The following is a 24,071-nucleotide window of genomic DNA, read 5'->3' on the forward strand; positions in this document are numbered from 1 at the left end:
GAGCCAAAGAGAATAAATATATTCAAGAAGAAGCTCTGGCAAATGAACTGGCAGCTAAATTTTATCTTGACTGGCAGCAGGAAAAACTTGCTTTGGTTTATATGATGGAAGCACATTACTGTTACAGTCAATGGGGAGCAATAGCAAAAGTCAAGCACCTGGAAAAAAATTATCCTCAATTGTGTAAAAATTCCAATAGCAAAACTCTTCATACAACATGGTTGCAAGGTACAAGCAGTTCTAATGATAGTGAATTTTTAGATTTAGCTACAGTGATTAAATCTACGACTGCCATTTCTAGTGAGATTGTTTTAGAAAAATTGCTGGCAACTTTAATGGATATTCTCATTGAAAATGCAGGAGCGCAACGAGGAATATTAATTTTAGCTCATGGGGAAGCTTTGTTTATTGAAGCAACGAAGGAAGAATACTCAGACAAAATTTCGGTATTGCAGTCTATTCCTCTGTCTGAATTTAAAATGGTGGCATCAAAAATTGTGTATTATGTTGCCCGTACTCGTAAAACTATTGTTTTGAACAATGCTACTCGTGAAGGGAATTTTACTGATGATGCCTACATTCAAAAATATCAATGCCGATCTATTGCCTGCACTCCTTTAATTAATCAAGGTAAACTCAAGGGTATTATTTATCTAGAAAATAACCTGACTACTGGAGCTTTTACCAAAGAGCGCATGGCACTGTTACGAACTATTGCTACTCAAGCAGCAATTTCATTAGAAAATGCCCAACTGTATAACAATATAACTAAATTAAACCAGGCTTATGAACGTTTTGTTCCGGCTCAGTTTCTTAGCTTTTTAGACAAAAAGAGTATTGTGGATGTGAAACTTGGAGATCAAGTGGAACGGGAAATGACGGTATTGTTCTCCGATATTCGCGATTTTACTACTATCTCGGAACAGATGACCCCAGCGAAAAACTTTGCTTTTATTAATGAATATCTGGGTTATATGGAACCCCAAATTCAAGCTCATGGTGGGTTTATTGATAAATATATTGGTGATGCTATTATGGCTTTGTTTCCCAATTCTGCTGATGATGCACTGCAAGGGGCGATCGCCATGTTAGAAGAATTGAAAAAATATAATTTATCTCGACAAGAAAATCATCTTCAACCTCTGCGTATAGGTATTGGTTTACATACAGGAGTATTAATGTTGGGTACTGTAGGGGGGTTTGGGCGTATGGATGGAACGGCGATCGGAGATGCGGTGAACCTCTCCTCAAGAGTGGAAGGGTTAACCAAAACTTATGGTGTTTCCCTGTTTATTACCGAGAAAACTTTTACAAGCTTAAGTAATCCCTTAGAGTACGATTTCCGATTTATTGGTCAAGTCAAAGCAAAAGGAAAAGCTAAAGCGGTTGCTTTATTTGAAGTCTTTTCTGCAGACCAGACAGAATTACGGGATGTGAAAATCAGGACGAAACAGAAGTTTGAAAGGGCAGTATTGTTATTTCATCAACAGTTATTTCAACAAGCAGGGGTTTTATTTCAAGAATGCTTAGAAGATTATCCAGGCGATCGTGTTGCTCAGATTTATCTGGAATGGTGTCATGAGTATATGGGTTAAAGTTATAGTTGGGTTGAACATTGTTTACTCCTATTGACCAGTATGATTTCCTGCTGACTCCTGACTCCTTTTTTCATACTACATTCTGAAGTGCGGAATCTAGGTGCGAACATCTTTCTTAACATAAAAAACTTGACAATAAAACTAAAATGTGAGTTATTTTTTTCTCTGTTTGATACTCTAAGGTCATAACTTATGGAATAATTAATCTTGCAAGAGATGGAAACAACAGACCTAAAAAAATGGAGGATAGTTTGAAATTTTTACAACTGTAGCTGATAATAAATGTGGGAAGTTCTCGAATAGATAGAGACCTCAAATAGCCCACAGTATGGTTTGATTATCAGGAGAAGTAAATCAATAAACTAGGGTGGTCTTCCCCCGAATTTACCCTTGTGAACTGGCAAAGGCCATCAAACCATCAATGAAGCGATCGCATCCCAAATGGATATTTCTTCCCAATTCACGCTTTACTCTTTTTAGTTAAGTTTTATGTTAAGTTTAAAGATGTTTATAAAACATAGGAAAAAAAACAGGGTACTATCTAAAAGTAGAATCCAAAATATTGACCAACAAAGGAAAGGTCGGCAGTGCGGACTATTGCTCTGGCAGCGATTAATGTCGATCTGCATGGCCTTTATCACTGCTATCGTCCTCTGGTCAATATCAATTGAGAGAGCCACCGCTGCTGAAAATATTTGTCCTAAAGGTAACCACAGCCCCCTAGAAACCACTCTGAAAGAAAAACTAGGAGATGAATACGGCTCTACGATTCTCACTTACGAGGGATGTGCTGAAGAAATGGGTGCGTGGTATATGCTGCCCATGCCAGAAAAAGAAGACCGGATGCAAGCAGTACATACTATTTTATTACCGAGTAATAAAGTTTTAGTGGCTAGCGGGAGCAGCAACCGCAACCGCGTTGATGAGGATGGAGTCATTCAAGACAATATCAATACTCGGGATTATGATGTTGTCGATAATACCAATATTTTCGACCCATCCCTATCAGATCCCTTTTATAAGGAAGGGGATGTAAATCCTGATTTTGACTCTAATCCTTTCGAGCGTATTGATTCGCCGATAACCCCTGTTGAAGACAATGAACCTAACGATCTCTTTTGTTCGGGACACCTGCATTTACCTGATGGTAATGTAATGTTTGCAGGGGGAACACGGCTTTACTATCCAGGGGTCAAATTTCAAGGTAGTAAATTCGTCAATGTTTTTGACTGGGAAAAAGAGATGTGGGATGAGACTCCGGAAGGAACTCATTTTCACACAATGGAAGATGGTCGCTGGTATCCGACTCTCATTCCTTTGAGCGACGGTGCGATCGCTATTATTTCTGGCTTGCCAGCAGACAAATTTAACGAAGTAAACTCGATCATCGAAATTTATGATCCCAATCTAACGGGAGACAAGGAGTGGCAGGCGATCGATATTCGCGAGAAGGAAAACAGCCCTTTTCAGACTCAAATAAGAGATGACTCTTATACTCCAGATTATATCGATCTTTATCCCCGGATTTTTCCTGTTAAAAAGGCTGAGGGAGATACGTTTTTAATCACCGGAAATGGGGGAGGAAAAGATACCCTTCCCAAACATATGAGCTTCAACAGCTACTTTATGACCTTTGAGAAGGACATATTCGATAACTACGATATTACCTTTGAATCTGGTCCCCAACGCAAAGGCGTGACAAAAGTTTACGGAACTGCTTCTTTAGATCCGACCTCGGAGAATGGCGATGTGCTGTTGTATGGTGGTCTGATCGGGGCTAACGATATTAGCTTTGGACCGGGTAAATATGCGATTGAGGGAGCCAGTGCTTCTGCAGATGTAGAGCGTTGGAATGCACCGGATACTTTCGATCCGTCAAGCAAAAAAGGCTATTGGAAACTGTATGAGGACTACTTAGCCCACATAGATGAAGACATCCTGCAAAAAACCGTTCCCAATAGTTACCCCCCCGAATACAAATACGAGAAAAAATCATCGGATTTAGGGCGTTATGGAACGCGAGCGATGGAATTGGCTGTTATTTTACCCACCGAACAAATTATCGTCGTCAACGGGGGTAACTATGCCGAACACCGACCAGTCTTTAATCCAACTCTGATGACTCCCGACGGCTCTCCAGATGGTTTCAGTACCAAACTGATGAACCCAGATGAGGAAGCACGGATGTATCACAATACTGCCTTGTTGCTGCCGGATGCGCGGGTGTTGGTAATGGGAGGCAATCCCTCGCGAGCAGCTCGCTATGAGGATGGAACATTAGAAACTGCGACGATTCGGGATTTCGAGTTTGCTCCGAAGGGAACGCATTTCCTATCTGCTGAAGTTTACCGTCACGCGATTTTCTATCCACCCTACCTGTTTGGTTCGAGTACGCGCCCGGAAATTCTCAACGCAAACGAGAGAGAGAAACTGAAATACGGCAGTACCGATAATATGATCGAAGTGACCAACCGCGAGGCAGGGGGTAAGGAATCTTTAGTGCTGATTAAGCTCGGTAGCGTCACCCACTCCTTCGATTCCGGACAGCGATTGGAGGAACTGGATATGGAAATTGGTTCTGTGGAAGATGGTCAAACTGAAATTAAGTTTACCGCACCAAGCCGAAGCGTTTTTACACCACCAGGGTACTATATGCTTTTCTACGTCAATGGCTCTGGGATGCCCTCCCATGCCAAGATATTTCATTTAGATGATTAGGTAATGCTCTTCAATATCTATGAAGCCTACAACTATAGTTCTTTCATAGATGTTTGAGGCAAAAGCATTACGCATTCACCAACGCCTTCATTGAAGCTAAGTTTTGCCACCATCTCCCTCATCCTTGGGGGAGGTGATCGGCCTCTTTCTATCCATCTATTATTTATAGGAGTTTGTCAATCATGGACTGCGGAATTGATATTACTAATGTAGTTGAAATCGACCCGACAGTTGCAGAACACCAAAAGTTACTTGAAGCAATCCAGGGCAATATTCTCAAGTCTCACGGTCGCGATCGCAGCATTCACTTGTTTGTAACTTTCAATACAAGTAAAGTAGATGAAGTTAAAACTTGGATCGGTAATTTTGGGAAAGAATACGTTACCTCGGCTTATAAGCAATACGAACAAGCTAAAAAATATCGCGAAACTAAAGAAAGCGAAACTTTTGTGAATTTTTTCTTATCCATGAAAGGGTATATGGAGTTAGGTTTTTCATACAGCAAGACCCCGACAAATGTATATTTCCGAGGTGGAATGCAAGACCCAAACTCCTTAGACCTATTAAAAGATCCCCCTGTTGACTCTTGGGAGACTGAATTTCAGAATAAATATCATGCTTTAATCATAATCGCCGATGACGATCAAAAGAATATCGAAAACTTAGCAAAGGATATTATTGGAGGATTTAACGATATTAAGGAGGAGATTCACATCGAGCAGGGCTTCGTCTTGCGAGAACGGCCAGAGGATAACACATCTCCAGTTATCGAACATTTTGGTTTCCGCGATGGAGTCAGCCAGCCCCTGTTTATGAAAAGCGACATCGAAAAAGCCAAAAGCTATGATGATTTTGACAAGTGGGACCCGCGAGCGCCCCTCAACTTAGTTTTAGTTGAAGATTCCCTAGGAACAGAAGATTGTTCTTACGGCAGTTATTTGGTGTACCGGAAACTCGAACAAAATGTTGAAGGCTGGAATAAAGATGTACTCAAACTCGCGGAAAAATTAGATAATATTGAACCAGCTTTGGCTGGAGCTTATGTAATGGGGCGTTTTCAGGATGGAACTCCGCTTGTTGACTCCAAAACTCCGGGGGGAGACCCGAACACTACGACGAACAATTTTAATTATCAAGCCGATTCAGAAGCCTTGAAATGTCCTTTTCACGCTCATATACGCAAAACTAACCCTCGTGGCGATACCCCCGATGACTTTGATAATGAGAAGATGCACCGCATTGCTCGTCGAGGAATTAGTTACGGCACAGAAAGCATTACAGATGTACAAGAAGAAAGCTCGGGATCGGGATTGTTGTTTTTATGTTTTCAAGCTGACCTCGGCAATCAATTCATTTTCATGCAATCAAATTGGTCTAATGCCCCGGATTTTGTCGAACGGGGTGTAGGTGCAGATCCGGTGATTGGACAAGGTAAAAAGACGGAAACTTACAATTGGCCAGATTCTTGGGGAAGGCCAGGCAAGAAAGAGGCTGACTTCACCAAATGGGTGACAATGAAAGGAGGGGAGTATTTCTTTGCACCCAGCATGAGTTTCTTTGAAACTTTGTGATCGAGTTTGCCTGGATGGTTGACCCTTAAACTACCTTTCTGTGACAACCATACTATAGAACCCATTTGGGATCTTATAGATTGGGAGTGTGGGAAGTGTGGGAAGTGTGGGAAGTGTGGGGCCGCTTATTCTACTTTTTTCCCCTATTTTATTTCTCAATCTCCTGACTCCTGTAGGGGTGATTTCCTACGGAATGCTCCGCAAACGCGAATCACCCCTACTTCTGACTCCTTTGCCAAAAACCCTCACCTTTGCGGAGATACCAAATGGCTTCTATAAGTAGTTTTTCTGGTAGAGGTTAATGTTTGCTACTCTTTCTTGAGTAGGGGAGTAGGGGAGAAGTAAAAATGTGAATAATTGATATCATGTTCGGTTGAATATATACAATTAGGCTATTTTGTTGGGCTTTAGATCTAGATACACATTTAGCGGGCTAAAGCCTAACTACAAACTAATACTTTTTGATCGCTCATTCTCTGAACATGATATAACTCCTGACTCCTGACTCGTTGCCTAATTAGGGATTGCTGATTAAATCTAAAAGTATTCAAGGATAACGGTTTTAGCCTTTTTAAGTCTTGAAAAAGTACAAAGTTTTCCTTCTAGGTAGCTCAAAAAGTTAGGATATTGGGTTGACTCATGGGTGAAAAATCAAGGGATAATTTTTCCTTCTGCCTCCTCTAAATTCCCCATTCCTCCTGACTCCTGACTCCTGACTCCTGACTCCTACCCTCACTCATAAGACTTTTTCAGCAAGCCCTAATTACACCAATGCTACCGAATTTGATCAGGACTAAAGCCATGAGAACCCAGAAACCCGGTTTCTCGTAGACGTCTATTGCTCAAAACAAAGATTTATCGTAGAAACCGGGTTTCTTTGCGTAAGTCCTATTGATATTAATTGATTGTATTTTTAGTTTGATGTTTCACCAACACAATATCTTGGGAGTCTTGAAGATACCAGTTAGCATTTGATTGAGATGGGGTACCCTCTAGTAATAACAAACGGAACGGATCTAAAGAAACCTGCCAAGGAAAAGAACGATTTTTAATTTGATGCCATTTTTCCTTAAATACTTCTGCGTGCAAATCATAGTCAAAAGCATTTCTTGCAGGTTGATATAATTTCAAATATAAAGTCATCCGATGTTGAGTTTCGCTGGTTGCTGCTAACCAACAGGGGAAAGTATTCGGTTGGTTTGCTTGCTCTGTAAAAGTAATCTGGTGAGCGCGAATACCAACGTGAGAAAAATGTTCTGGAATGGGTTCGAGAATATCAAGACTGCATCCCCACTCAACAGCTTCTACTTTACGATCGTCTATAATTACTGCTTGAGAAAAGTTCTTACAACCAGTTAACTGAGCAACTCTCACACTGGTAGTATATTCAAAAATGTCATGTTTGACACCGTGATTAAGAATAATTCCATCATCGACAACTAAAAGATTTTGGCAAATGCGGTAAGCTTCCTCTAGGTTGTGAGTCACCAATAATGTCACCCCCTTGTAATTTTCTAGGGTGGCAATAACTAATGTTTCAATCTGATGTCGCAGGTGGGTATCTAATGCGGAAAAGGCTTCATCTAATAATAAAGCATCTGGTTGACTTGCTAATGCTCGTGCTAAAGCTACCCTTTGTTGCTGACCTCCAGAAAGTTCTCCTGGATATCGTTTTTCATATCCTGGTAACTGCACTGCCAAGAGATGCGCTCGTACTTGTTGTTGAATCTCGTTTGAGGACAAACCTCTAGGTAAACCAAAAGCAATATTTTCAGCAACGGTTAGATGGGGGAAAAGAGCATAGTTTTGAAATAGATAACCAACGTGGCGATCGCGACTGGGTAAATCAATTTTCTGTTCTGCATCGAATAATACTCGCCCATTTAAAACTATGCGTCCTTGAGTCGGAGTTTCTAAACCAGCAATACAACGCAGGATCATACTTTTGCCAGCACCGGAACCTCCTAATAACCCCAATGGTTTATCATTAGCACTGAAAGCAACATTTAAGAGAAACCCAGGGAGTTGCTTTTTGATATCTACAAATAGACTTTGTGACTGGGTACGGGAGTTGAGTGTAAAAGGTGTTGTTTGAACTTTAGGTACAGAGCGCACATCAAGAATTTGCTTTTCTGTTTTTTGTGCCATGCGCTTTTTAATTTGAGATTCTGACCAGAAGTTGACACCAGTTATCACCCCAAGAGATATGGCTAAAATTACTAACACCCAAATAAATGCTTCTTTCATATTTCCGCCTTCGGAAGCGAAGAAAATGGCAATAGGTATAGTTTCGGTTTTGCCAGGAATGCTGCCTGCCAACATTAAAGTTGCACCAAACTCGCCGAGCGATCGGGCAAAAGCTAGTAATGTTCCGGCAATAATTCCTGGTTTTGCCAAAGGTAAGAGAATTCGCCAAAATACTCTCCATTCTGAAGCGCCTAAAGTTCTAGCACAAGCAAGCAAACTGGTATCAATTTGATTAAAAGCTGCGAGTGATGTTTTGTACATCAGGGGGAATGAAACAACGGTAGCTGCAATTACGGTAGCAGGCCAAGTAAAAATTAATGTTATCCCCATTGATGAGAGTAGATGACCGAGGGGACCATTTCTACCCAATAATAATAGTAATAGAAAACCTGTGACAGTTGGAGGCAATACTAGAGGGGATGTTAAAATGGCATCAATTAGTCCTTTGTTTTTACCACGATATGCTAGCATCCAACGTGCTGTGGCGATGCCGAGGAAAAAGGTAATAACTGTACTGACTGTTGCAGTTTTGAGGGAAATCCAAGCTGGAGATATGTCTAAGTTCATTGTTAATTTTTAGGGGAAAAGGTTAGATTTGGTGGATAATTTGTGGGGGAGATTTTAGCTAATAAAATTTTCAATAGTTATTAATTTACCTATAGCTAATTTTTGTAGTAGTTTTCTGTTCATTAAGAACTATCCCTGGTCATAAAATCGGTAGGGTTGTTTAATTCTCACAAGAGAAAATTCTTACAGGTGAGGGGAAAGTTGATAAAATGTAACTCTTGTGTTATAATTCTCTAACTAATCATCAAAAAAAAGGAATGCACTTTTACTATTGTAACATTTTAGGTGTGTCAGAACAGTATTTTACAGCAGTTTTCATTTCAGTAGACCACAGTAGGGACTAACCATGGTTAGTCCCTACTAGGTTTTGGTTGTGAAGATGTGGTTCATCAACTTGAAAAGCGCTGTAAGTTATTAATCAACACTTGAGAGTAATGAGGGAGCGATACTGCTGACGCAACGCTCCGCGAACGCATAACCTTGCACCCAGGTATTGCTAAACTAAGGGATAAATTTTTGTACTTCCTCTTTCTCTAAAACTATTGCTCAAGTTCAACAAGAGTATAATATCAAGTATTTGGAAGCAGACTTTATTGAAATTACCGATTTAAAACCTTCCGATCTGTTTGTTAAGGAATTGAAATTCAGCGAACAGAACATGGATATATACACATCTGAATACTCAAGATGCGAAAATATTATTTATCCAATTTTAAGAGAAGTTTATAAAAGTTTCATTGACAAATATGCTCTTTGGAGCCACAAGTCCATAACTTATGATGCTAAACTAAATGGAACGCCTGATTACTTGTTCTCAACAAAATCAGAATTAGGTAAAACTGTTTTGGGTTTTCTAATTCTCGTTATTGTTGAAGCAAAAAAGAATGATTTTAGAGAGGGATGGGGGCAATGTCTCCGTGAGTTGATTGCTGTCCAAAAACTAAATCAAGCCGAGGAACTTCCCGTGTATGGGATAGTCACAGATGGACAATGATGGCAATTTGGAAAATTAGTATCCTATAAATTCACAAAAAGCAAATTGAGAATTACTATTACCGATTTAGATAAAATTTTCGGAACAATAAGTTTTTTCTTGTCAAGCAAAAGGGAAGGAGATTGAAATTACAGCAATTTCGGAGGCGCGTAAGGTACAAAATAAAGACTAGAAGTCTGTTAGTAATTTTGGTAACACAGCCTTGAAGGCTGTAACAAGCAGGATGCTTGTGTTACAAATACCTGTACCTCACCATCCTCATGCATTGCTGTCAATTCGGTTTTTTCTTGCCTTCAACACCAAAGTTTAATAGCACTTACGCAAAGAAACCCGGTTTCTACAGTAAATCATTGTTTTTGACAATAAACATCTACGAGAAACCGGGTTTCTGGGTTCGCCAATAACTGATAACTGATAACTGATAACTGAATAGCCCCTCTGCAATCAAAGATTTGAACAGGGGAATTCTCACTCCATTGTTAAATTTGGCTGAAATTAGCTGGATCTTGGTCGCGCCTATCGCGCACCGGAATTGGTCTTCCTTGGCGATCGCCAGATAGAGCAGCTGTGGTTTCTAATGCTTCTCTCAGTCGTTTGCCGGCATAGATAGACATATCTCTCGGTACACTAATACGATCGCGCAGGTAGCGCAGGGCTGGATCGGAACCAGATGGTGGCGGAGAAAGTTCTCCTGTCATCATGTAAGTTAGAGCGCAACGTAAAGCTTCATCAAAAAGGCGATCATCGGCTGGATTAACGCGAATGATATTATGACGATGCTTTATCACCCGGTGTAGAGCTTCTGTTCGAGACGTTTCGGGTTCTGGATACATCACATCTGGTAATCCGAACCAAGGACCGCAATCAACTTGTTTTTGATTAATCTCAGTTTGAGATTCTTTGTTAGGATAACATCCGCCCATTTGCGGTGGTAAATCGTGAGCATGGGTATGAAAATCGCTTTGTGTTCCTCGATAGGTGGATCGGGTTTCCATAGCATCAAACCAATCAGAGAGCTTTGGATTTTCTTCCCGCAATGAATAGCCTTTGTAGTAGTAGAGGCTGGCATTCATCCGCTCGACATAGGGAGTAAAAACCAAATCAACTATACCAAATTCTTCCAGAAAATAAGGTCCTGGAGTATTTGCCAGAGCCGCTTCAACTTGAGCCACGATACTGGTAAATTGCTCTCGACTGCGTTGGTCGTCCCTGTGCGATCGCGTGGGGTAGCACAACCAAGTACACCAACCACGAAAGAGTAGGCGTTCTAGCTGGCGCAGAGGCAGCGCTCGGCGATCGCGCATTCCCACCTGATTTAATGGGCCAAATGCGTTTTCTAATGCTAATAAGATATCATCACTTTCTGTAATTACCTGACCGTCAAGTTCTAGCGCCGGAAGCATTCCCGATGGCACCTTTTGCTTATACCACTTTTCTTTTGTTCCATAACAGAACATAGTGACTTTCTCAATACGATAGGGAATCTGCTTTTCCTCTAACCACAGCCACACTTTTTGGCAATAAGGACACCAAGCATGATGATCCCGATAAAGAGTAACTCGCACATCTGATTCGGCTTGTCCAAACAGGCGCAGTCTCGCTTGGGAATTGGTTGGTCCGTTCACCGTATCTCGCTCAAATGTGGCGATTTGTTGTAGTTCTTCCCAACTCAAAGGTAAAGATTTGGTCGTTATCATAAGTTACTCCAGAAAAGCATCTTCAATTTTATCACAGATTTCTCAGACTCGGAGTCTGACGGTTAGCAGACGGAAGTGGAATTACGTGAGGCAGTCGCCGGTATCGCTGAAGATGTTTGCTTCCACGAGTGGCAATACTTCTGGGCGCTGGAGTACTGTATTGTTGTACTGTCACCCCTCTATCTGCGGATGCTTATTGGCCGAGAAAGCGATCGCTCCCAATATGAACTTGCCACTCTACAACTCTAGCCGAGTCTGCGAGCAAACCATCTCGCACACGGGGACTACCATTGACAATCGCTTGCGCTGCTTCAAGGTCTTCAGCCTGAATCACCCAAATCCCCGTGCCATCATGGGGCAAAAATGGCCCGCAGCAGAGCAATACTCCTTTTTCCTGTTGCTCGCGAAACCAGGCTAACTGGTCTCGATCGTGTTCTGGGTGGGCTTTTTTATAGTCGTAATATTCTGGAACAGTTGCCACTACTACAGCAAAAAGCTTAGACATGATGATAACTCCAATTCATTTTATATCAGGTTATGACTTAAAAAATTCAAAATGCATAATTCAGAATTCAAAATTCGGAAAGCCATTGAGAACATGGGTATCTTGGTATCTCTTTTCTGGCGTACCATATCCGACAGAAACCGGGTTTCTTTGAGAAATATTCACTCTTGTTGCAAAAATTTTCATAGAAACCCAGTTTCTTGATTTGATATCTCTAAAATACCCGAATTGGAATCTCGGCTGGTGCCAACAACAAGTCTTTCAACTCGTCATCCACCTTACATAAGGTAATTGACATCCCGGCCATTTCCAATGAGGTGCAATATTCGCCCACATAGCTGCGCCACACTTTGATACCTTTAGCTTCCAACTGTTGGTGAGCATAGCCATACAGCAGATAAAGTTCGGAAATTGGCGTACCCCCTAAACCATTAATCATCAGCGCCACTTCATCCCCATTATTAAAGATAGGGGCAGTAGTTTCAGTTTCTGATATCGGCTTGGAATCGGTGAGAATAGCTTCCAGCATTCGATCAACTATTTCATTAGCGCTGGTTAGTTTTTCCCGGGCCCGACCTGGTTCCCCATGAATGCCGACACCCATCTCAACTTCATCTTCTGCCAGGGTAAAAATGGGTTCGCCTTTGGCAGGGGGAGTGCAGCCAGTCAAAGCCATTCCCATAGAACGGATAACATCATTGACGCGATTACCGAGAGCGACCAATTCATCTAGGGAAGCGCCTTTTTCTGCCGCTGCACCAACCGCTTTGATCACAAAAAAGTTGCCAGCGACGCCACGGCGACCTACAGTGTAGAGGCTGTCTTTAACCGCTACATCATCATCGACAAAAATAGTTTTGACCGTAATTCCTTCATCTTCCAACTCTTCGGCGGCATCGCGGAAAGCTGCTCGATCGCCCGTATAGTTGTTGACAATATGCAACACCCCTTTGGCTGAGTTGAGGAGTTTAGAGGACTCGACCACATAATCAATTGGCGGAGCCGAAAAGACATCCCCCGGACAGGCACCGTCAAGCATCCCCTGGCCGACAATCATGACATGGGCTGGTTCGTGACCGGAACCAGAACCCTGAACGATCGAGACTTTATTGTCATTGGGAGCATCGGCTCGCATAATCAGGTTGTAGTCGGGGACGTATTTGACCTTACCAGGATTAGCAAGCTCTATTCCCTTGAGCATTTCGGGAACAAATTGTTTGGGATTATTAACAAATTTCTTCATTGGTTTTTTTCCTCTGATTAATTAGTTAGTACTTACGACCCCACGAGTAGGGTAGGCTTAATACTTCTCAGTTAACTGCCCTGGCGGGAAGTCCCGCGCTCTCCCGGACCTTTAGCGTCGTATGGGAAAGCCAGGGCCAAGATTCGGATACCTCCATAAGCTAAACGTTCATCAGCCCTTGACAAGCTAGGAGGATTTTGTTATTGTAAGCGTCATCACAGGGGGAGGACATCACCTCTGTTAAAACAGCAGTCAGTAAAAACTGACTGAAGAATCCCGCGCTGCCTTTGTAAGCGCAATGTCGGGAGTATGTCAAGCATATAGGTTGTCATTGCGAGGGGGGGAGGACGCGATTAACTTATGGGAAATTGAATTAACCCCCCCCCGAAGCAATCCCCCCGCCCTGTATAAGATGAAGACCACTTCGGTGTCTTTCGGTGTATCTTTGGTCACTCGATGTCTTCTGGGAGCGCTAGTTGCACTACCGGTGAAGACATCCTACTCGTATTACCCAGGATACAACGAGGTGAGATTGCTTCGGGGGGATTGCTTCAGGAGTCTTAACAATATTATTTTGTCAGCCCCCCTCGCAATGACAGGTTGTTAACCGAGAAGTATTGAGGGTGGGCTTTTAGGCAAGCTCACCTTTGAGGTCAGTTGAATTTCCCTGACTGCATAAGTCATATCTATCTTAAAATCATTGGTTGCTAATTCTGAGTCAGAAATGATTTTAACTAGCTATTAGCTTTTCCTGACGGAATGCTGCGCAAACAGCATTTAGCTATCAGCTAAAAATCCGAGGCTTTAGGTCCCCCACTATATTTAGCAAAATTAGTGGTGCCCTTTTTTGGGGGTTTGAATCCCCCATTATACAGCCTGAAAAGCTGTTAGCGCTAGCTCCTCCGCAGGAGGCTTGCTGATTGCTGACTGCTAACTGCTGCTTCAAGATCCTTAAGATTTTGCCCAGGCAGTCGCGACATTCTCAAACATCACAGCCACAGCTACTGCCCCAGCATCATAAGTATCTTTACTCCGATCGCCTGTGTAAGATGCGCGACCTCGTTTGGCGACCCAAGCTTTCGTGATTTCTGCCTGCTCTCGCGCGGCTTTGGCCGCTGCATCGATCGCTTCTTGAGTATTACCACCATTGGCGATCGTTTGCTCAAAAGCATCTGCCCCTGGGACTAAAGCATCCAGCAACGTTTTGTCGCCTAAGTTTGCCCCCCCGCGATCCATAATTCCATCCGTCGCAGCACGAAACATGGTCACCACATCTTCGGCGTTCAGCATTTCTTTACCGCTAATGCTCTTGCCAGCACTCCGAAAAGCAGCCCGCCAAATTGAACCGGAAGTACCACCAATATTTCTGGAGATAATTTTAGCACATCCGAGCAAAAAACTCTCAGCGCTACTGCGATCTATTTGGTCCCATTGTGACAAAATGGCACCAAAGCCACTTTCCAGGGAGGTGCCGAAGTCCCCATCACCCACCACACCATCCAACTCGGTAAAATATTTTTCATTATCAATGGATGTTTGGGCAATCGTGCGCACCACCAGTTCTATATTCTCCAAACTACTTCGCGCCATATTTCCTCTCCTCGATACAATATGTTCTTATCCCTGGGAATCAGTCAAAACCTGCTCAAGGTCATCTACGGTAAAATATCCTTGTGGTTTAACATTAGTCCGATTTTGACCGATCGCTATCGACTCGTTACCGGGTTCTCCGAAATCCGACAACACTAATGCCGCTTCACTAAAATCCTCATTTTTGGTCAACTCATTGTATGTGACAATACAGGTCATCCGCGCAGCAGTAGCAGCGAGCAAACCATTGCGCGTATCTTCTACAACGATGCAGTTAGCTGGGTCTAAGTTCAATTTTTCCACAGCGAGATTATACACATCTGGGGCGGGTTTTTTTGCTTTGACCATATCGCCCGCAAAAACTCCAGCGAATTGACTGGCCAGTTCGACCCCCATGACGTGACGCAGCACTGCCTCTACAGAAGCGATCGCAGAAGTCGAACAAACTGCGAGGAGCCAACCATTTGCTAAAGCTTTCTGGGCTAGGCGTTTAACACCGGGACGACCGGGAATTGCCCCAGTAGCGATCGCCTGCTTATAAATTTCCGTTTTGCGCTTATGCCAACCCATGACAATATTCCACCAGGCTGAATCCGACTCTGGAACTGGGTACACAGCCCGAAAATCGTCATCTTTTCCCAAGCTAGACATTCGCTCTTTGCCGCCACCAATTTTCACTTTCTGGGCATATTGTTCCAGGCTCCACTGCCAATTTATGCCCTGTTCGCGCCACATTTGGTTGAAGGCCACTAAATGCCCATCTCGCTCGGTGTCAGCCAACACCCCATCGCAATCAAAGATTAGTGCTTTTTTCATGCTTTTCCTTCACTGCCAAACAACTTACAATAGTGCTGCGTCAATTTGATTACCTCACTATGTACTGCCCCAACGAGTTTCAAGGGGTTGTATTCGGTTGGTCGCTCTTCGAGGTATGTGCGGAAGCTATCAGCGTAAGTTTGCTTGAGTGCAGTGGAGATATTCACCTTAGCTGTCCCAAGACTAATCAGTCGTAAAAAGACATCATCACTCAGACCGCTACCCCCGTGCAAGACCATTGGAGTATTAGTTGCTGCGACTATCTGCTCCATTCTACCGTAGCGAATTTGTGGGGTCGCCTTGTAAAAACCGTGTGCGGTGCCAATAGCGGGTGCATAACAGTAAATCCCACTGTCTTTGACAAAGGCGATCGCCTCTTCAATTGATATCAGTTCCCCTTCTGTCTCGCTACCGATGTCGTCTTCAACACCAGTCACCGGCACCACTTCCCCTTCTACATGAGCTCCGTACTGAGCCGCATATTTGGCGATCTCTTGAGTCGTCCGAAAGTTTTCCTCAAAAGAGAAACTCGAGCCATCAAATAGTACCGCGTTCCAGCCCAAACGGAGACATTCTTTCACGATTTCGGGGTCGGGGCAATGATCCAAGTGGAGGGTTACGGGGACTGAGGCTCGTTCGGCCATGTTGCTAAACATATCCTGGATGACTTTGGCTCCCCAGAATTTAATCGTTTTAACTGAGATTTGAATAATTAAGGGGGAGCGAGACTCCTCTGCCCCCTTAATCAAGCCATCCATCGTAATATCATCGAAAGCATTAAATGCGGGAACCCCGTACCTATTTTCAAAGGCCGGGTTCATAATTTCTGGTAGGGTGACAACAGTCATTCTTCTGCTCTATAAAACTGATACAAAGGGTAACATAACGTGACTAATTGATAGGGTAGCTCCGACCTAGGAGGCTGTTTACTTTTTGCTTCCATCAGAACTGTCAGCAGCACTCTGTCCACAGCCATCAACGGTCAAGCTGACCGCATTTCTTAAATAAATTTATATTTGGGTTCAAATCGCGGTCTATTGACAAGCCACATTACTGACAGTCATAAGTAAAAATTATATTTACAATAAATAAAGGGTTTCAGCCTTTTTTATTCATTAAAAATTGTATTTTGTGATACAAATCATACCTGAAACCTATCCAATTTCTAAACGTATCACGATTTTTGTATATTTTATATGTACTTTTATGAATTTTAAGGGCCTACACTAGCAAAACCCTTAGCTAGACTGGTGAAATCCTCAACAATTTAGGTGGTAAAAAAGTTGTGACTGGTATCGGTTGGTTTTCGCCTTGATCGCGAAGCGGAACTGATGTTCTATCGCGACTTAAACGGAGCGCGTGGAATTTTGATTATGCATCGTGGTAGAAAATTTTTCTACCACATTGGGAGATACCCCGTCAGTAAGTTGATCTTAACTGTGCATTGTTAACAATTGTTAGCAAAATAGTATCGGTAAAATTAAATATGCTAGATATTTCCGTTCTACTAAACTTACCCAAACTTACCCATCAATGATTGTATGAGCTTTGGAGCTAGCTTCCTGTCTCACAGAAGAACACTGACCACAGTCTGTAACTTATCTTCTCCACAGGCTTAAAATCGGTGAGAACTTCACCTACTCCCAAACATAGTTTTCTAGGTTGACAGCAGCATTAAAGTCTCTGTCAGCAGTAAATCCACAGTTAGCACAATTATAAGTTCTCTCATGCAAGGGCATTTTCTGTTGATGCCCACAATCAGAACATATTTGAGAACTTGGATAATATCTATCAGCTATTATTAGCTCACTGCCATACCACTCACACTTGTATATAAGCTGACGCTTAAACTCATAAAAGCCACAATCTGCTATAGCACTTGCCAGTTTATGATTTTTGAGCATTCCACTTACGTTCAAATCTTCTATCACTATGGTGCTGTGGTTTTTGGCTAACCATGTTGTGAGTTTATGGAGTGCATCTGCTCTGATATTAGCTACTTTTTTATGAGTCTTGGCTAGTTTTTTTATGGCTTTGGCTCTGTTTTTGGAACCAGGCTCTTTTTTCTTGACACGGCGTTGATAACGAGTTATTCGTTTTTTTGCTTGTTTGTAAGCTTTAACGTTAGGGTAGGTTGTTCCATCACTACAAGTTGCTAGAGAATTTATACCAACATCTACACCGATCACATCTCGTTTTTTTGTAGTAGGGTTGGGTTGATAATCATATTTAAAACTAATATACCAATCACCTGCGCGTTTGGATATTCTCACATTTTTGACTGGTACAGAGGGTAAGATTTCATAAGTTTTTACTATTCCTATTCTTGGTAGTTTAATATAGTTTCCTTTCAGAATATTAATACTTCCTTCTAGATAGAAACTATCTTTTTTCCCTTTTTTCTTGAATCTAGGGAATCCACGTCCTTGAATAGTTAAAAAGTTTTTAAATGCCCTGTCTAAGTCTCTTAAAGCTTGCTGGGGGGAACACTTTGATACTTCATAATACCAAGGATTTTCACTTTTAACTTCAGCAATTAAACGTTTATGCAAAGTGATAGCACTAAGCCGTTTCTTAGTTGATTCGTACTCAGTTATACAAGTTGCTAATCCCCAATTATAAGCATGACGAGCAACACCTGCGTGTTTGGCAAGTATTGTTTTTTGGTAATTGTTAACTTTTAACTTGGTCTTGATTGATTGCATTTGAACTAGTAAACCATGAAAAAAAGTCTTTGATATTTTAGACTAATATTAATTTATGATAGCAGATAATCAGCAGTTCTTCAATATTTATTAATATTTGTCTAATTTTGTCCAATTATTTGGCTTCAGTAATTAACCCCAGCTTTTACACAAACGATACCAACGGACATGATATGATTAGTTGACAACTGAACTACTGTTCAAGTATAGCAATAATACCTGGGAATTGGTATTAGACAAAACTTAAATGGTAAAATATAAGTCTTAATTAAATCAGAGGCGCTATAAATGTCTAAATCTAGTCAAGTTTTAATTGATGCTTTTCTCACTGAGCGTAATACACCAAATCCTCTCGGTGACCGTAGTCCTAGCTGGGGTCGTTATGTAGACGATCTTTCTCTCGTTGATCCTGGACAAATTGCAGAGAGTGTTGTAGTTATTGAACCCTGGGAGCATGTTGGCGAACGACCAAGTGATAAAGTTGGCGTCATTGCATCAGAGAACGTGGCCTATATTGTCGATCAGATCCTGGGTTTGCCTACCCTTATTGTGCCCGCTTGGAAGCATGGTATTTCTGACCTAAAGCGCTTTGCTGCCCTGGCAAGCGTAGCCAAACTTATAGTATTGGAAGGAGGCGAACCGGATGTTCATGTAAAAGAGACTTTTTCGCAAGAATTTCCTCGTTCAGATGCTACACAACTGATTGTTGAGTTACTTCTAAAACAAGTGCCTTTTATTGGCATTTGTCTCTCTCATCAGCTTACGGCGCAAGCTCATGTAGAATTAATTCGTGAATCTGTGGATCGTCTAGAAAAATCACAACAATCAGCATTTGTTGCTGTCAGTCGTCGTATTGCCGAGATGGCAAATCGCCTAAAAGTCGAAAAAAGTTATGGTACTGTCGCCCAATCTTGGAATGATGAATCCTTTGCCGTTGCTAAGAATGAAGAAATTAGCCATTCTAATACACGTTTATACCCCTACCGGGATATCGAGATTCCTCATGTTCCGACTGAAATTACGGAGGCATATCGTGTAGTAGCAAAACGTTTTGATGCCATCATTGATGTAGCACTCCAGTACGAGAATGATCTGCACATTCAGGCATTTCATGGTAACGAAGTATCAGAGGAATCAATACGCTTCGTATGTTGGGCTTATCAGCAAATTCACCATGCGATAACTGCTTACAGCCTTGAAGCGGCCTCAATACCCGACCTACAAAGCCTAATGTCTGCACCCATTGGTGTCGAAATTTTAGCTTCAACACATACTCAAAGTGGCGATCCGCTATGTGAAGTTGCAGCAACCGGTATTTATTGGGATAACGGCCGGAAAGCATTAACTACCCAGTTTCACCCAGAACTTGATGAATCCTTAATAACTGCATCTGAAGGTTGGGCACCTTCCTGGGAAAATATGAAAAGTTCTGATGGAATTCGTTTATTAGCACGTATACTTCAGTCAGTTCTCTAAAAATGACTGACAAACCGCTTCCCTCTCATCACTTATATCAAGTCCAGTAGGATCGGTGTAATTAGATAATAGAGTGTTGGGAGGGTGGGGAGTGGGGGGAGTGGGGAGTGTGGGAAAAAATATATATTCTCACCATTACTATGCAGGAATACCAAATTATTAACTAATAAATAGTATCGAAGCTATTTATTCTGACTCCTGACTCCTGACTCCTGACTACTAAAAATTACCCTAGCTATTTGTAGCAAACATTCATCAAATTGGTATAAAACCATATTTTTCAAATACAGCTTTTGCCTCTGGCGTAAACAGAAATTCTTCTAGTTTTTGAGCAGCTTCAATATTTTTACTATCTTTAATTATCACAATGGGATAAACTACTGGGGTATGAGATTTTTCTGGTGCATTAGCAACAATTTTTACTGCATCTGAAGTATTAGTATCTGTCTGATAAACAATGCCAGCATCAACATTTCCTGTTGCTACATAATTTACTATTTGACGCACATTTTTAGCAAAAACTATTTTCGATTCTACTGCTTCATAAATACCTAGAGAAGTTAAAACTTCTTTGGCATATTTTCCCGCAGGAACACTTTTTGGTTCGCCAATAGATATTTTACTAATAGCGTCTTTTGTTAAATCTTCAAAAGTATTGACTGAAGCTGTATTTTCTTGGGGAACTATTAACACCATTTGATTTTTCAGTAGGTCTCGACGATTTTCATCTATGATTAAACCTTTTTCTTCCAACATATTAATATGAGAAGCAGATGCAGAGATAAATAAATCTACTGGGGCACCTTGTTCAATTTGTTGTCGGAGAGAACCGGATGAAGCTAAGTTTAATGTTAAAGAAACATTAGTTTTTTGTTGTTCATAAATAGGTTTAATTTCTCCCATTACATCTTTGAGGCTGGCTGCTGCTGAAACTGTTAAATTTATTGATGAATTGTTGGTATTTTGGCTGCAACCAATTAGTAATAAACAACCAAGTATGGCTATAAATTTTAAGAAGGTTGCGATCGCGCTTTTTTTCATATCTCTCATTCCCATGTTGAATTTTTCTCAAAGTTATTACAGCAGTTTTCATTTGATGTAGATCACAGTAGGGAGTTCCATGGAACTCCCTACAAGGTTTTGGTTGTGACGATGTGGTTTATCCATCTGAAAAGCGCTGTAATATTGTAGAGTTTTTTTTGTTAAATAAAGAACTAAAAACTCCAACTTTGGTAGGGGTTTGGTGATCAAACCCCTACGATATTGATTGATCGGGACTTACGCAAAATATTAAATCATACAACATCTGTAGGGGCGAATGGCCATTCCCCCCTACGAGATATCCTGGTTGCGTAAGTCCTGACTATATAAGCCAAAAACTTAAAGGGACGTTCCATGGAACGTCCCTACGATAATAATTATTTACAATTATTTACCAGTGGTATTACACCAAATAAGCTTCTTGGTGAGTTTTGATCACACAATCAGATTTTGGCTTGGCTACACACAATAATATCCACCCTTTCTCTACCTGCTCATCGTCTAAGAAGTTTTGGTCTTCTTGATCAACTTCTCCCTCGGTTATTCTTGCAGCACAACTAGAGCAAGAACCTGCACGACAAGAAGAAGGGAATTCTAGGTCTTCACGAGCTTCTTCTACTGCATCAAGAATATATGTATCCTCATCAACTTCGATGGTGACATCAATTTCTGGGGGTTGCTTTTTCTTGCCTTTGATTAATTGTACTTTGTAAGTAGCCATTGGTTAATTATATCCTCCTTTTGTTTAATTGTACTTTAAGTCTCGAAAACTGTTTTAACAAGCTATCAGCTATTAGCTACAGTCTTTATGCTGAAAATACTGAGTGCTGAAAGCTATATTAACTACAAGGTACTCCTGTTGGAGTGCAACCTCCTGCTTGAAAAGACTTACCGCAACTACAAGTTTCTGTGGCGTTAGGGTTAATAAACTTTAAGCCGCTTTCTGTTAAACCTTCAATGTAGTCAACTACAACTCCCTCTAGTAAAGGCGCACTTTTAGGATCGATAAATATTTGTAAATTATCTTTTTCCAGTAGCAAGTCATCTGCTTTGGGAGCCTTAGCAATATTTAAAGAATATTGATAACCACTGCAACCTCCATCCACAACAGAGATGCGGATGCCTTGATTTGAGTCTTGCACGAACTTAGTAAGTTGAGAAGCAGCTTTTTCTGTTAAACTCAGAGTCATAATCTTGAAGGAAAGTAATTATACTTACCGATAAAATAATTATTCCAGATAGATGACATCCGCCTCTTGTCTGGCTTATTGATTTAGTAGTTTTAGGAAAAATGGTAGTTTGAGAGGCAAGATATAAATCAGGCTAACACTAAAACTGATTGTATTGATTAGAAAAATGCACCCTGACTTTTAAAATTTATAGTCTTAGTGTTAGCCCGATCTTACTGCATCTCGCTTTCGCGATCGCATATCCTCAAAGGCTTTTAAACTTGCCGTTTCTACTAATTCTTTTTCCTTATTTATAAGTTAAACCAAAGCTCTAACTACAAACTGTTCGCTGTGATAACTTCTCTGCTTAAGTTGTTTTTTCTTCTTTGGAAATAGAACCACAAACTTGACAATTTGGGTCATGATAGGGGCGACGTTTGGCAAACTCCATCCCATCCAAGTCCATTGTCAACAATTGTGACCACAGGGGTTTACTAAATCCTGTAATCTGCTTGATGGCTTCTGAAGCTGCTAGACAAGCTAGGGTTCCAGAAACTATCCCCAATACTCCGAACCCACGTCTATCCCAGTCTGGTTTTTCTGGGAATAGACAAGACAAACAGGGAGTTTTACCAGGAACTATGGTGGTTAAATAGGCTTCCATACTATTCATAGCAGCTTCCACCATTGGTTTGCGCCAACGTACACAGGCAGCATTGAGTAAATTCCGTTCGTCAAAGTTGTGGGCGCAGTCGAGAGCAATATCAGCAGACTGTACTAATGTGTCTACATTTTCAGTCGTAACATATTCGGGCACTGCTTCAATTTCAACGTCTGGGTTAATTGCAGATAGAGTTTCCTTGGCTTTGTCTACTCGCACTTTACCAACCCAATCATCTGTCATTAAGATTTGACGATTCATGTCATCAAGTCGCAGTTCCCCACCACGGACTAAAATTAGTTTCCCGACACCTGCTACTGCTAAATACAGTGCTGCTGTTCCACCTAACCCACCGACTCCATTTACCACTGCTGTTGTTGACTTTAGTCGCTGTTGTGCTTCCTGACCAAAACCTGGAAGCATCATCTGACGACTATAACGTTCTAATTCTTTGGGTGTGAGGTTGGAGGTCATTTCAGTTATCAGTTATCAGTTATCAGTTATCAGTTATCAGTTCCTCCGGCTTCAGCCAGAGGCTTTAAATCTGAAATTTCCTTTTTTATCCCCGGGAAAGGGCAAGAAGCTTGAGACCTTGTTTCTCAATTAGTTTCTTGACTCCTTACTCAGCAGTAATTTCTGTTAATTTAACTACATCGTTATGTTCTTGTTGGAATACTGGAAAGACTTTTTGTTCTTGAGCATTAGATGTCAAGAAAGTTTGATAAGCTGATTCTAATGCTGTTTTATATGCAGTTATTTTGTCTGCTTCAGCAAGTTCTTTTTTTTCGTCAACTTCTGCAATTGCTACAGAAAACATTTTTAATATATGGAGGCGATTTACATTGACAGTTGTTTGGTCGAAGGGAATTTCAAAAAAGCTGAGAAAATCTTCGGCATCTACAAGTTTTTGGAAGTCTGTTAATGTTTTCATTTGATGAACCCCTATCAATTTGAGTAGTAGCTATTTCAATATATTGATTATAAACACAAATCACAATAGTTATTGTCTATTTTAATCTTTTTTTAGATTCTTCTTAAAAAAATTAGGGTAAGATTAAGTAGGGACGTTGCATAACAAAAATACGAACATCCCTACTACAGGATTATCATTTGTAGGTTATTGACACTCCACGGACTAAAGTCGCGTGGATTCTTCAGAGGAGCTGTAAATCGGGTTAAAACCACGATTTTCACATTGCTCGAAACGGCCACATTGCCAGTACCGTACCGTAGTACGCATACAGCAGCAGCTCACTAGGCGGTGCCAATCGCCACTACTCTCTCCGGCCAAAGACCATTGAGCCTACTTTTTGTAGTATTTTGTTGGTTGATTCACTCACTCTGAGGTACAACGTGCTGACTAACGGCTAGGAACAGAGTGCTGGCAAGCACCGGGCTACCTTTTCGATAAACCACCCTTTAACTGAAGCGTCCATTAGCTATCGGGCTTTCACCATGATTCAGAGGTCTTCG

At 41.4% G+C, this 24,071-nt stretch carries 18 protein-coding genes; 5 read left to right on the forward strand and 13 right to left on the reverse strand.

The window, feature by feature from the left end:
- The 3 genes from ACP6PK_RS12875 to ACP6PK_RS12885 all read left to right on the forward strand — a co-directional run.
- The coding region (locus ACP6PK_RS12875; RefSeq protein ID WP_426559943.1) for a GAF domain-containing protein at positions 1-1,595 on the forward strand (1,595 nt) is incomplete at its 5' end.
- Between the two features lie 630 nt (positions 1,596-2,225).
- Positions 2,226-4,316 (forward strand): galactose oxidase early set domain-containing protein, encoded by a 2,091-nt coding sequence (locus ACP6PK_RS12880; RefSeq protein WP_426559944.1) that lies wholly within the window; start codon positions 2,226-2,228, stop codon positions 4,314-4,316.
- A 182-nt stretch (positions 4,317-4,498) separates the two neighbouring features.
- Entirely contained in the window at positions 4,499-5,887 is a 1,389-nt protein-coding gene (locus tag ACP6PK_RS12885; RefSeq protein ID WP_426559945.1) for a Dyp-type peroxidase, read from the forward strand.
- 897 nt (positions 5,888-6,784) lie between these two features.
- Here the strand turns inward: ACP6PK_RS12885 and modB are convergent.
- Entirely contained in the window at positions 6,785-8,701 is a 1,917-nt protein-coding gene (gene modB / locus ACP6PK_RS12890) for a molybdate ABC transporter permease subunit (protein ID WP_426559946.1), read from the reverse strand.
- A gap of 577 nt (positions 8,702-9,278) precedes the next feature.
- Between modB and ACP6PK_RS12895 the strand changes: the two genes are divergently transcribed.
- Entirely contained in the window at positions 9,279-9,695 is a 417-nt protein-coding gene (locus ACP6PK_RS12895; protein ID WP_426559947.1) for a hypothetical protein, read from the forward strand.
- A gap of 479 nt (positions 9,696-10,174) precedes the next feature.
- Here the strand turns inward: ACP6PK_RS12895 and ACP6PK_RS12900 are convergent, their stop codons facing one another.
- The 7 genes from ACP6PK_RS12900 to ACP6PK_RS12930 all read right to left on the reverse strand — a co-directional run bounded on the left by ACP6PK_RS12900 (position 10,175) and on the right by ACP6PK_RS12930 (position 18,251).
- Positions 10,175-11,392: a glutathione S-transferase family protein gene (locus ACP6PK_RS12900; RefSeq protein ID WP_426559948.1), complete on the reverse strand. Its 1,218-nt coding sequence runs from the start codon at positions 11,390-11,392 to the stop codon at positions 10,175-10,177.
- A gap of 193 nt (positions 11,393-11,585) precedes the next feature.
- Entirely contained in the window at positions 11,586-11,897 is a 312-nt protein-coding gene (locus tag ACP6PK_RS12905) for a YciI family protein (protein ID WP_094677006.1), read from the reverse strand.
- Between the two features lie 214 nt (positions 11,898-12,111).
- On the reverse strand, positions 12,112-13,140 hold the full coding sequence (gene dhaK / locus ACP6PK_RS12910; RefSeq protein WP_426559949.1) for a dihydroxyacetone kinase subunit DhaK: 1,029 nt from the start codon (positions 13,138-13,140) through the stop codon (positions 12,112-12,114).
- 951 nt (positions 13,141-14,091) lie between these two features.
- Positions 14,092-14,730 carry a dihydroxyacetone kinase subunit DhaL gene (gene dhaL / locus ACP6PK_RS12915; RefSeq protein ID WP_426559950.1) on the reverse strand — a complete coding sequence of 213 codons (639 nt, stop codon included), beginning with the start codon at positions 14,728-14,730 and terminating at the stop codon, positions 14,092-14,094.
- 27 nt (positions 14,731-14,757) lie between these two features.
- Positions 14,758-15,546, reverse strand: coding sequence for an HAD-IA family hydrolase (locus ACP6PK_RS12920; protein WP_426559951.1), 789 nt, complete (start codon positions 15,544-15,546; stop codon positions 14,758-14,760).
- Entirely contained in the window at positions 15,543-16,394 is an 852-nt protein-coding gene (locus tag ACP6PK_RS12925; RefSeq protein ID WP_426559952.1) for a class II fructose-bisphosphate aldolase, read from the reverse strand. The genes ACP6PK_RS12920 and ACP6PK_RS12925 overlap by 4 nt, the downstream gene beginning before the upstream one ends.
- Positions 16,395-17,183: 789 nt before the next feature.
- The gene (locus ACP6PK_RS12930; protein WP_426559953.1) at positions 17,184-18,251 is read right to left on the reverse strand and encodes an RNA-guided endonuclease InsQ/TnpB family protein; all 1,068 of its coding nucleotides are present in this window, start codon (positions 18,249-18,251) and stop codon (positions 17,184-17,186) included.
- A gap of 288 nt (positions 18,252-18,539) precedes the next feature.
- Between ACP6PK_RS12930 and ACP6PK_RS12935 the strand changes: the two genes are divergently transcribed.
- Complete coding sequence (locus ACP6PK_RS12935; RefSeq protein ID WP_426559954.1) at positions 18,540-19,727, forward strand: glutamine amidotransferase-related protein; 1,188 nt, start codon at positions 18,540-18,542, stop codon at positions 19,725-19,727.
- Positions 19,728-19,982: 255 nt separating this feature from the next.
- Here ACP6PK_RS12935 and modA read toward each other — a convergent pair whose 3' ends face one another.
- The 5 genes from modA to nifW form a co-directional block, all read right to left on the reverse strand.
- Positions 19,983-20,783: a molybdate ABC transporter substrate-binding protein gene (gene modA, locus ACP6PK_RS12940; RefSeq protein WP_426559955.1), complete on the reverse strand. Its 801-nt coding sequence runs from the start codon at positions 20,781-20,783 to the stop codon at positions 19,983-19,985.
- Between the two features lie 388 nt (positions 20,784-21,171).
- Positions 21,172-21,489: a 2Fe-2S iron-sulfur cluster-binding protein gene (locus ACP6PK_RS12945; RefSeq protein WP_426559956.1), complete on the reverse strand. Its 318-nt coding sequence runs from the start codon at positions 21,487-21,489 to the stop codon at positions 21,172-21,174.
- A gap of 118 nt (positions 21,490-21,607) precedes the next feature.
- Positions 21,608-21,958, reverse strand: coding sequence for a HesB/IscA family protein (locus ACP6PK_RS12950; protein ID WP_426559957.1), 351 nt, complete (start codon positions 21,956-21,958; stop codon positions 21,608-21,610).
- Between the two features lie 346 nt (positions 21,959-22,304).
- Positions 22,305-23,072, reverse strand: a complete 768-nt coding sequence (locus ACP6PK_RS12955) for a HesA/MoeB/ThiF family protein (protein ID WP_426559958.1) — start codon at positions 23,070-23,072, stop codon at positions 22,305-22,307.
- 145 nt (positions 23,073-23,217) lie between these two features.
- On the reverse strand, positions 23,218-23,529 hold the full coding sequence (nifW, locus tag ACP6PK_RS12960; RefSeq protein ID WP_094674729.1) for a nitrogenase-stabilizing/protective protein NifW: 312 nt from the start codon (positions 23,527-23,529) through the stop codon (positions 23,218-23,220).
- Positions 23,530-24,071: the final 542 nt, after the last annotated feature.

Source organism: Dapis hubbardiae BLCC-M172, from assembly GCF_050016015.1.
Lineage (GTDB): Bacteria > Cyanobacteriota > Cyanobacteriia > Cyanobacteriales > Microcoleaceae > Trichodesmium.

Excerpts from the sequence above, each read along its gene's own strand:
- ACP6PK_RS12880 (WP_426559944.1), top strand. The coding sequence starts at position 2,226 with ATGGCCTTTATCACTGCTATCGTCCTCTGGTCAATATCAATTGAGAGA.
- ACP6PK_RS12885 (WP_426559945.1), top strand. The coding sequence starts at position 4,499 with ATGGACTGCGGAATTGATATTACTAATGTAGTTGAAATCGACCCGACA.
- modB (WP_426559946.1), bottom strand. The coding sequence starts at position 8,701 with ATGAACTTAGACATATCTCCAGCTTGGATTTCCCTCAAAACTGCAACA.
- ACP6PK_RS12900 (WP_426559948.1), bottom strand. The coding sequence starts at position 11,392 with ATGATAACGACCAAATCTTTACCTTTGAGTTGGGAAGAACTACAACAA.
- ACP6PK_RS12905 (WP_094677006.1), bottom strand. The coding sequence starts at position 11,897 with ATGTCTAAGCTTTTTGCTGTAGTAGTGGCAACTGTTCCAGAATATTAC.
- dhaK (WP_426559949.1), bottom strand. The coding sequence starts at position 13,140 with ATGAAGAAATTTGTTAATAATCCCAAACAATTTGTTCCCGAAATGCTC.
- dhaL (WP_426559950.1), bottom strand. The coding sequence starts at position 14,730 with ATGGCGCGAAGTAGTTTGGAGAATATAGAACTGGTGGTGCGCACGATT.
- ACP6PK_RS12920 (WP_426559951.1), bottom strand. The coding sequence starts at position 15,546 with ATGAAAAAAGCACTAATCTTTGATTGCGATGGGGTGTTGGCTGACACC.
- ACP6PK_RS12925 (WP_426559952.1), bottom strand. The coding sequence starts at position 16,394 with ATGACTGTTGTCACCCTACCAGAAATTATGAACCCGGCCTTTGAAAAT.
- ACP6PK_RS12930 (WP_426559953.1), bottom strand. The coding sequence starts at position 18,251 with ATGCAATCAATCAAGACCAAGTTAAAAGTTAACAATTACCAAAAAACA.
- ACP6PK_RS12935 (WP_426559954.1), top strand. The coding sequence starts at position 18,540 with ATGTCTAAATCTAGTCAAGTTTTAATTGATGCTTTTCTCACTGAGCGT.
- modA (WP_426559955.1), bottom strand. The coding sequence starts at position 20,783 with ATGGGAATGAGAGATATGAAAAAAAGCGCGATCGCAACCTTCTTAAAA.
- ACP6PK_RS12945 (WP_426559956.1), bottom strand. The coding sequence starts at position 21,489 with ATGGCTACTTACAAAGTACAATTAATCAAAGGCAAGAAAAAGCAACCC.
- ACP6PK_RS12950 (WP_426559957.1), bottom strand. The coding sequence starts at position 21,958 with ATGACTCTGAGTTTAACAGAAAAAGCTGCTTCTCAACTTACTAAGTTC.
- ACP6PK_RS12955 (WP_426559958.1), bottom strand. The coding sequence starts at position 23,072 with ATGACCTCCAACCTCACACCCAAAGAATTAGAACGTTATAGTCGTCAG.
- nifW (WP_094674729.1), bottom strand. The coding sequence starts at position 23,529 with ATGAAAACATTAACAGACTTCCAAAAACTTGTAGATGCCGAAGATTTT.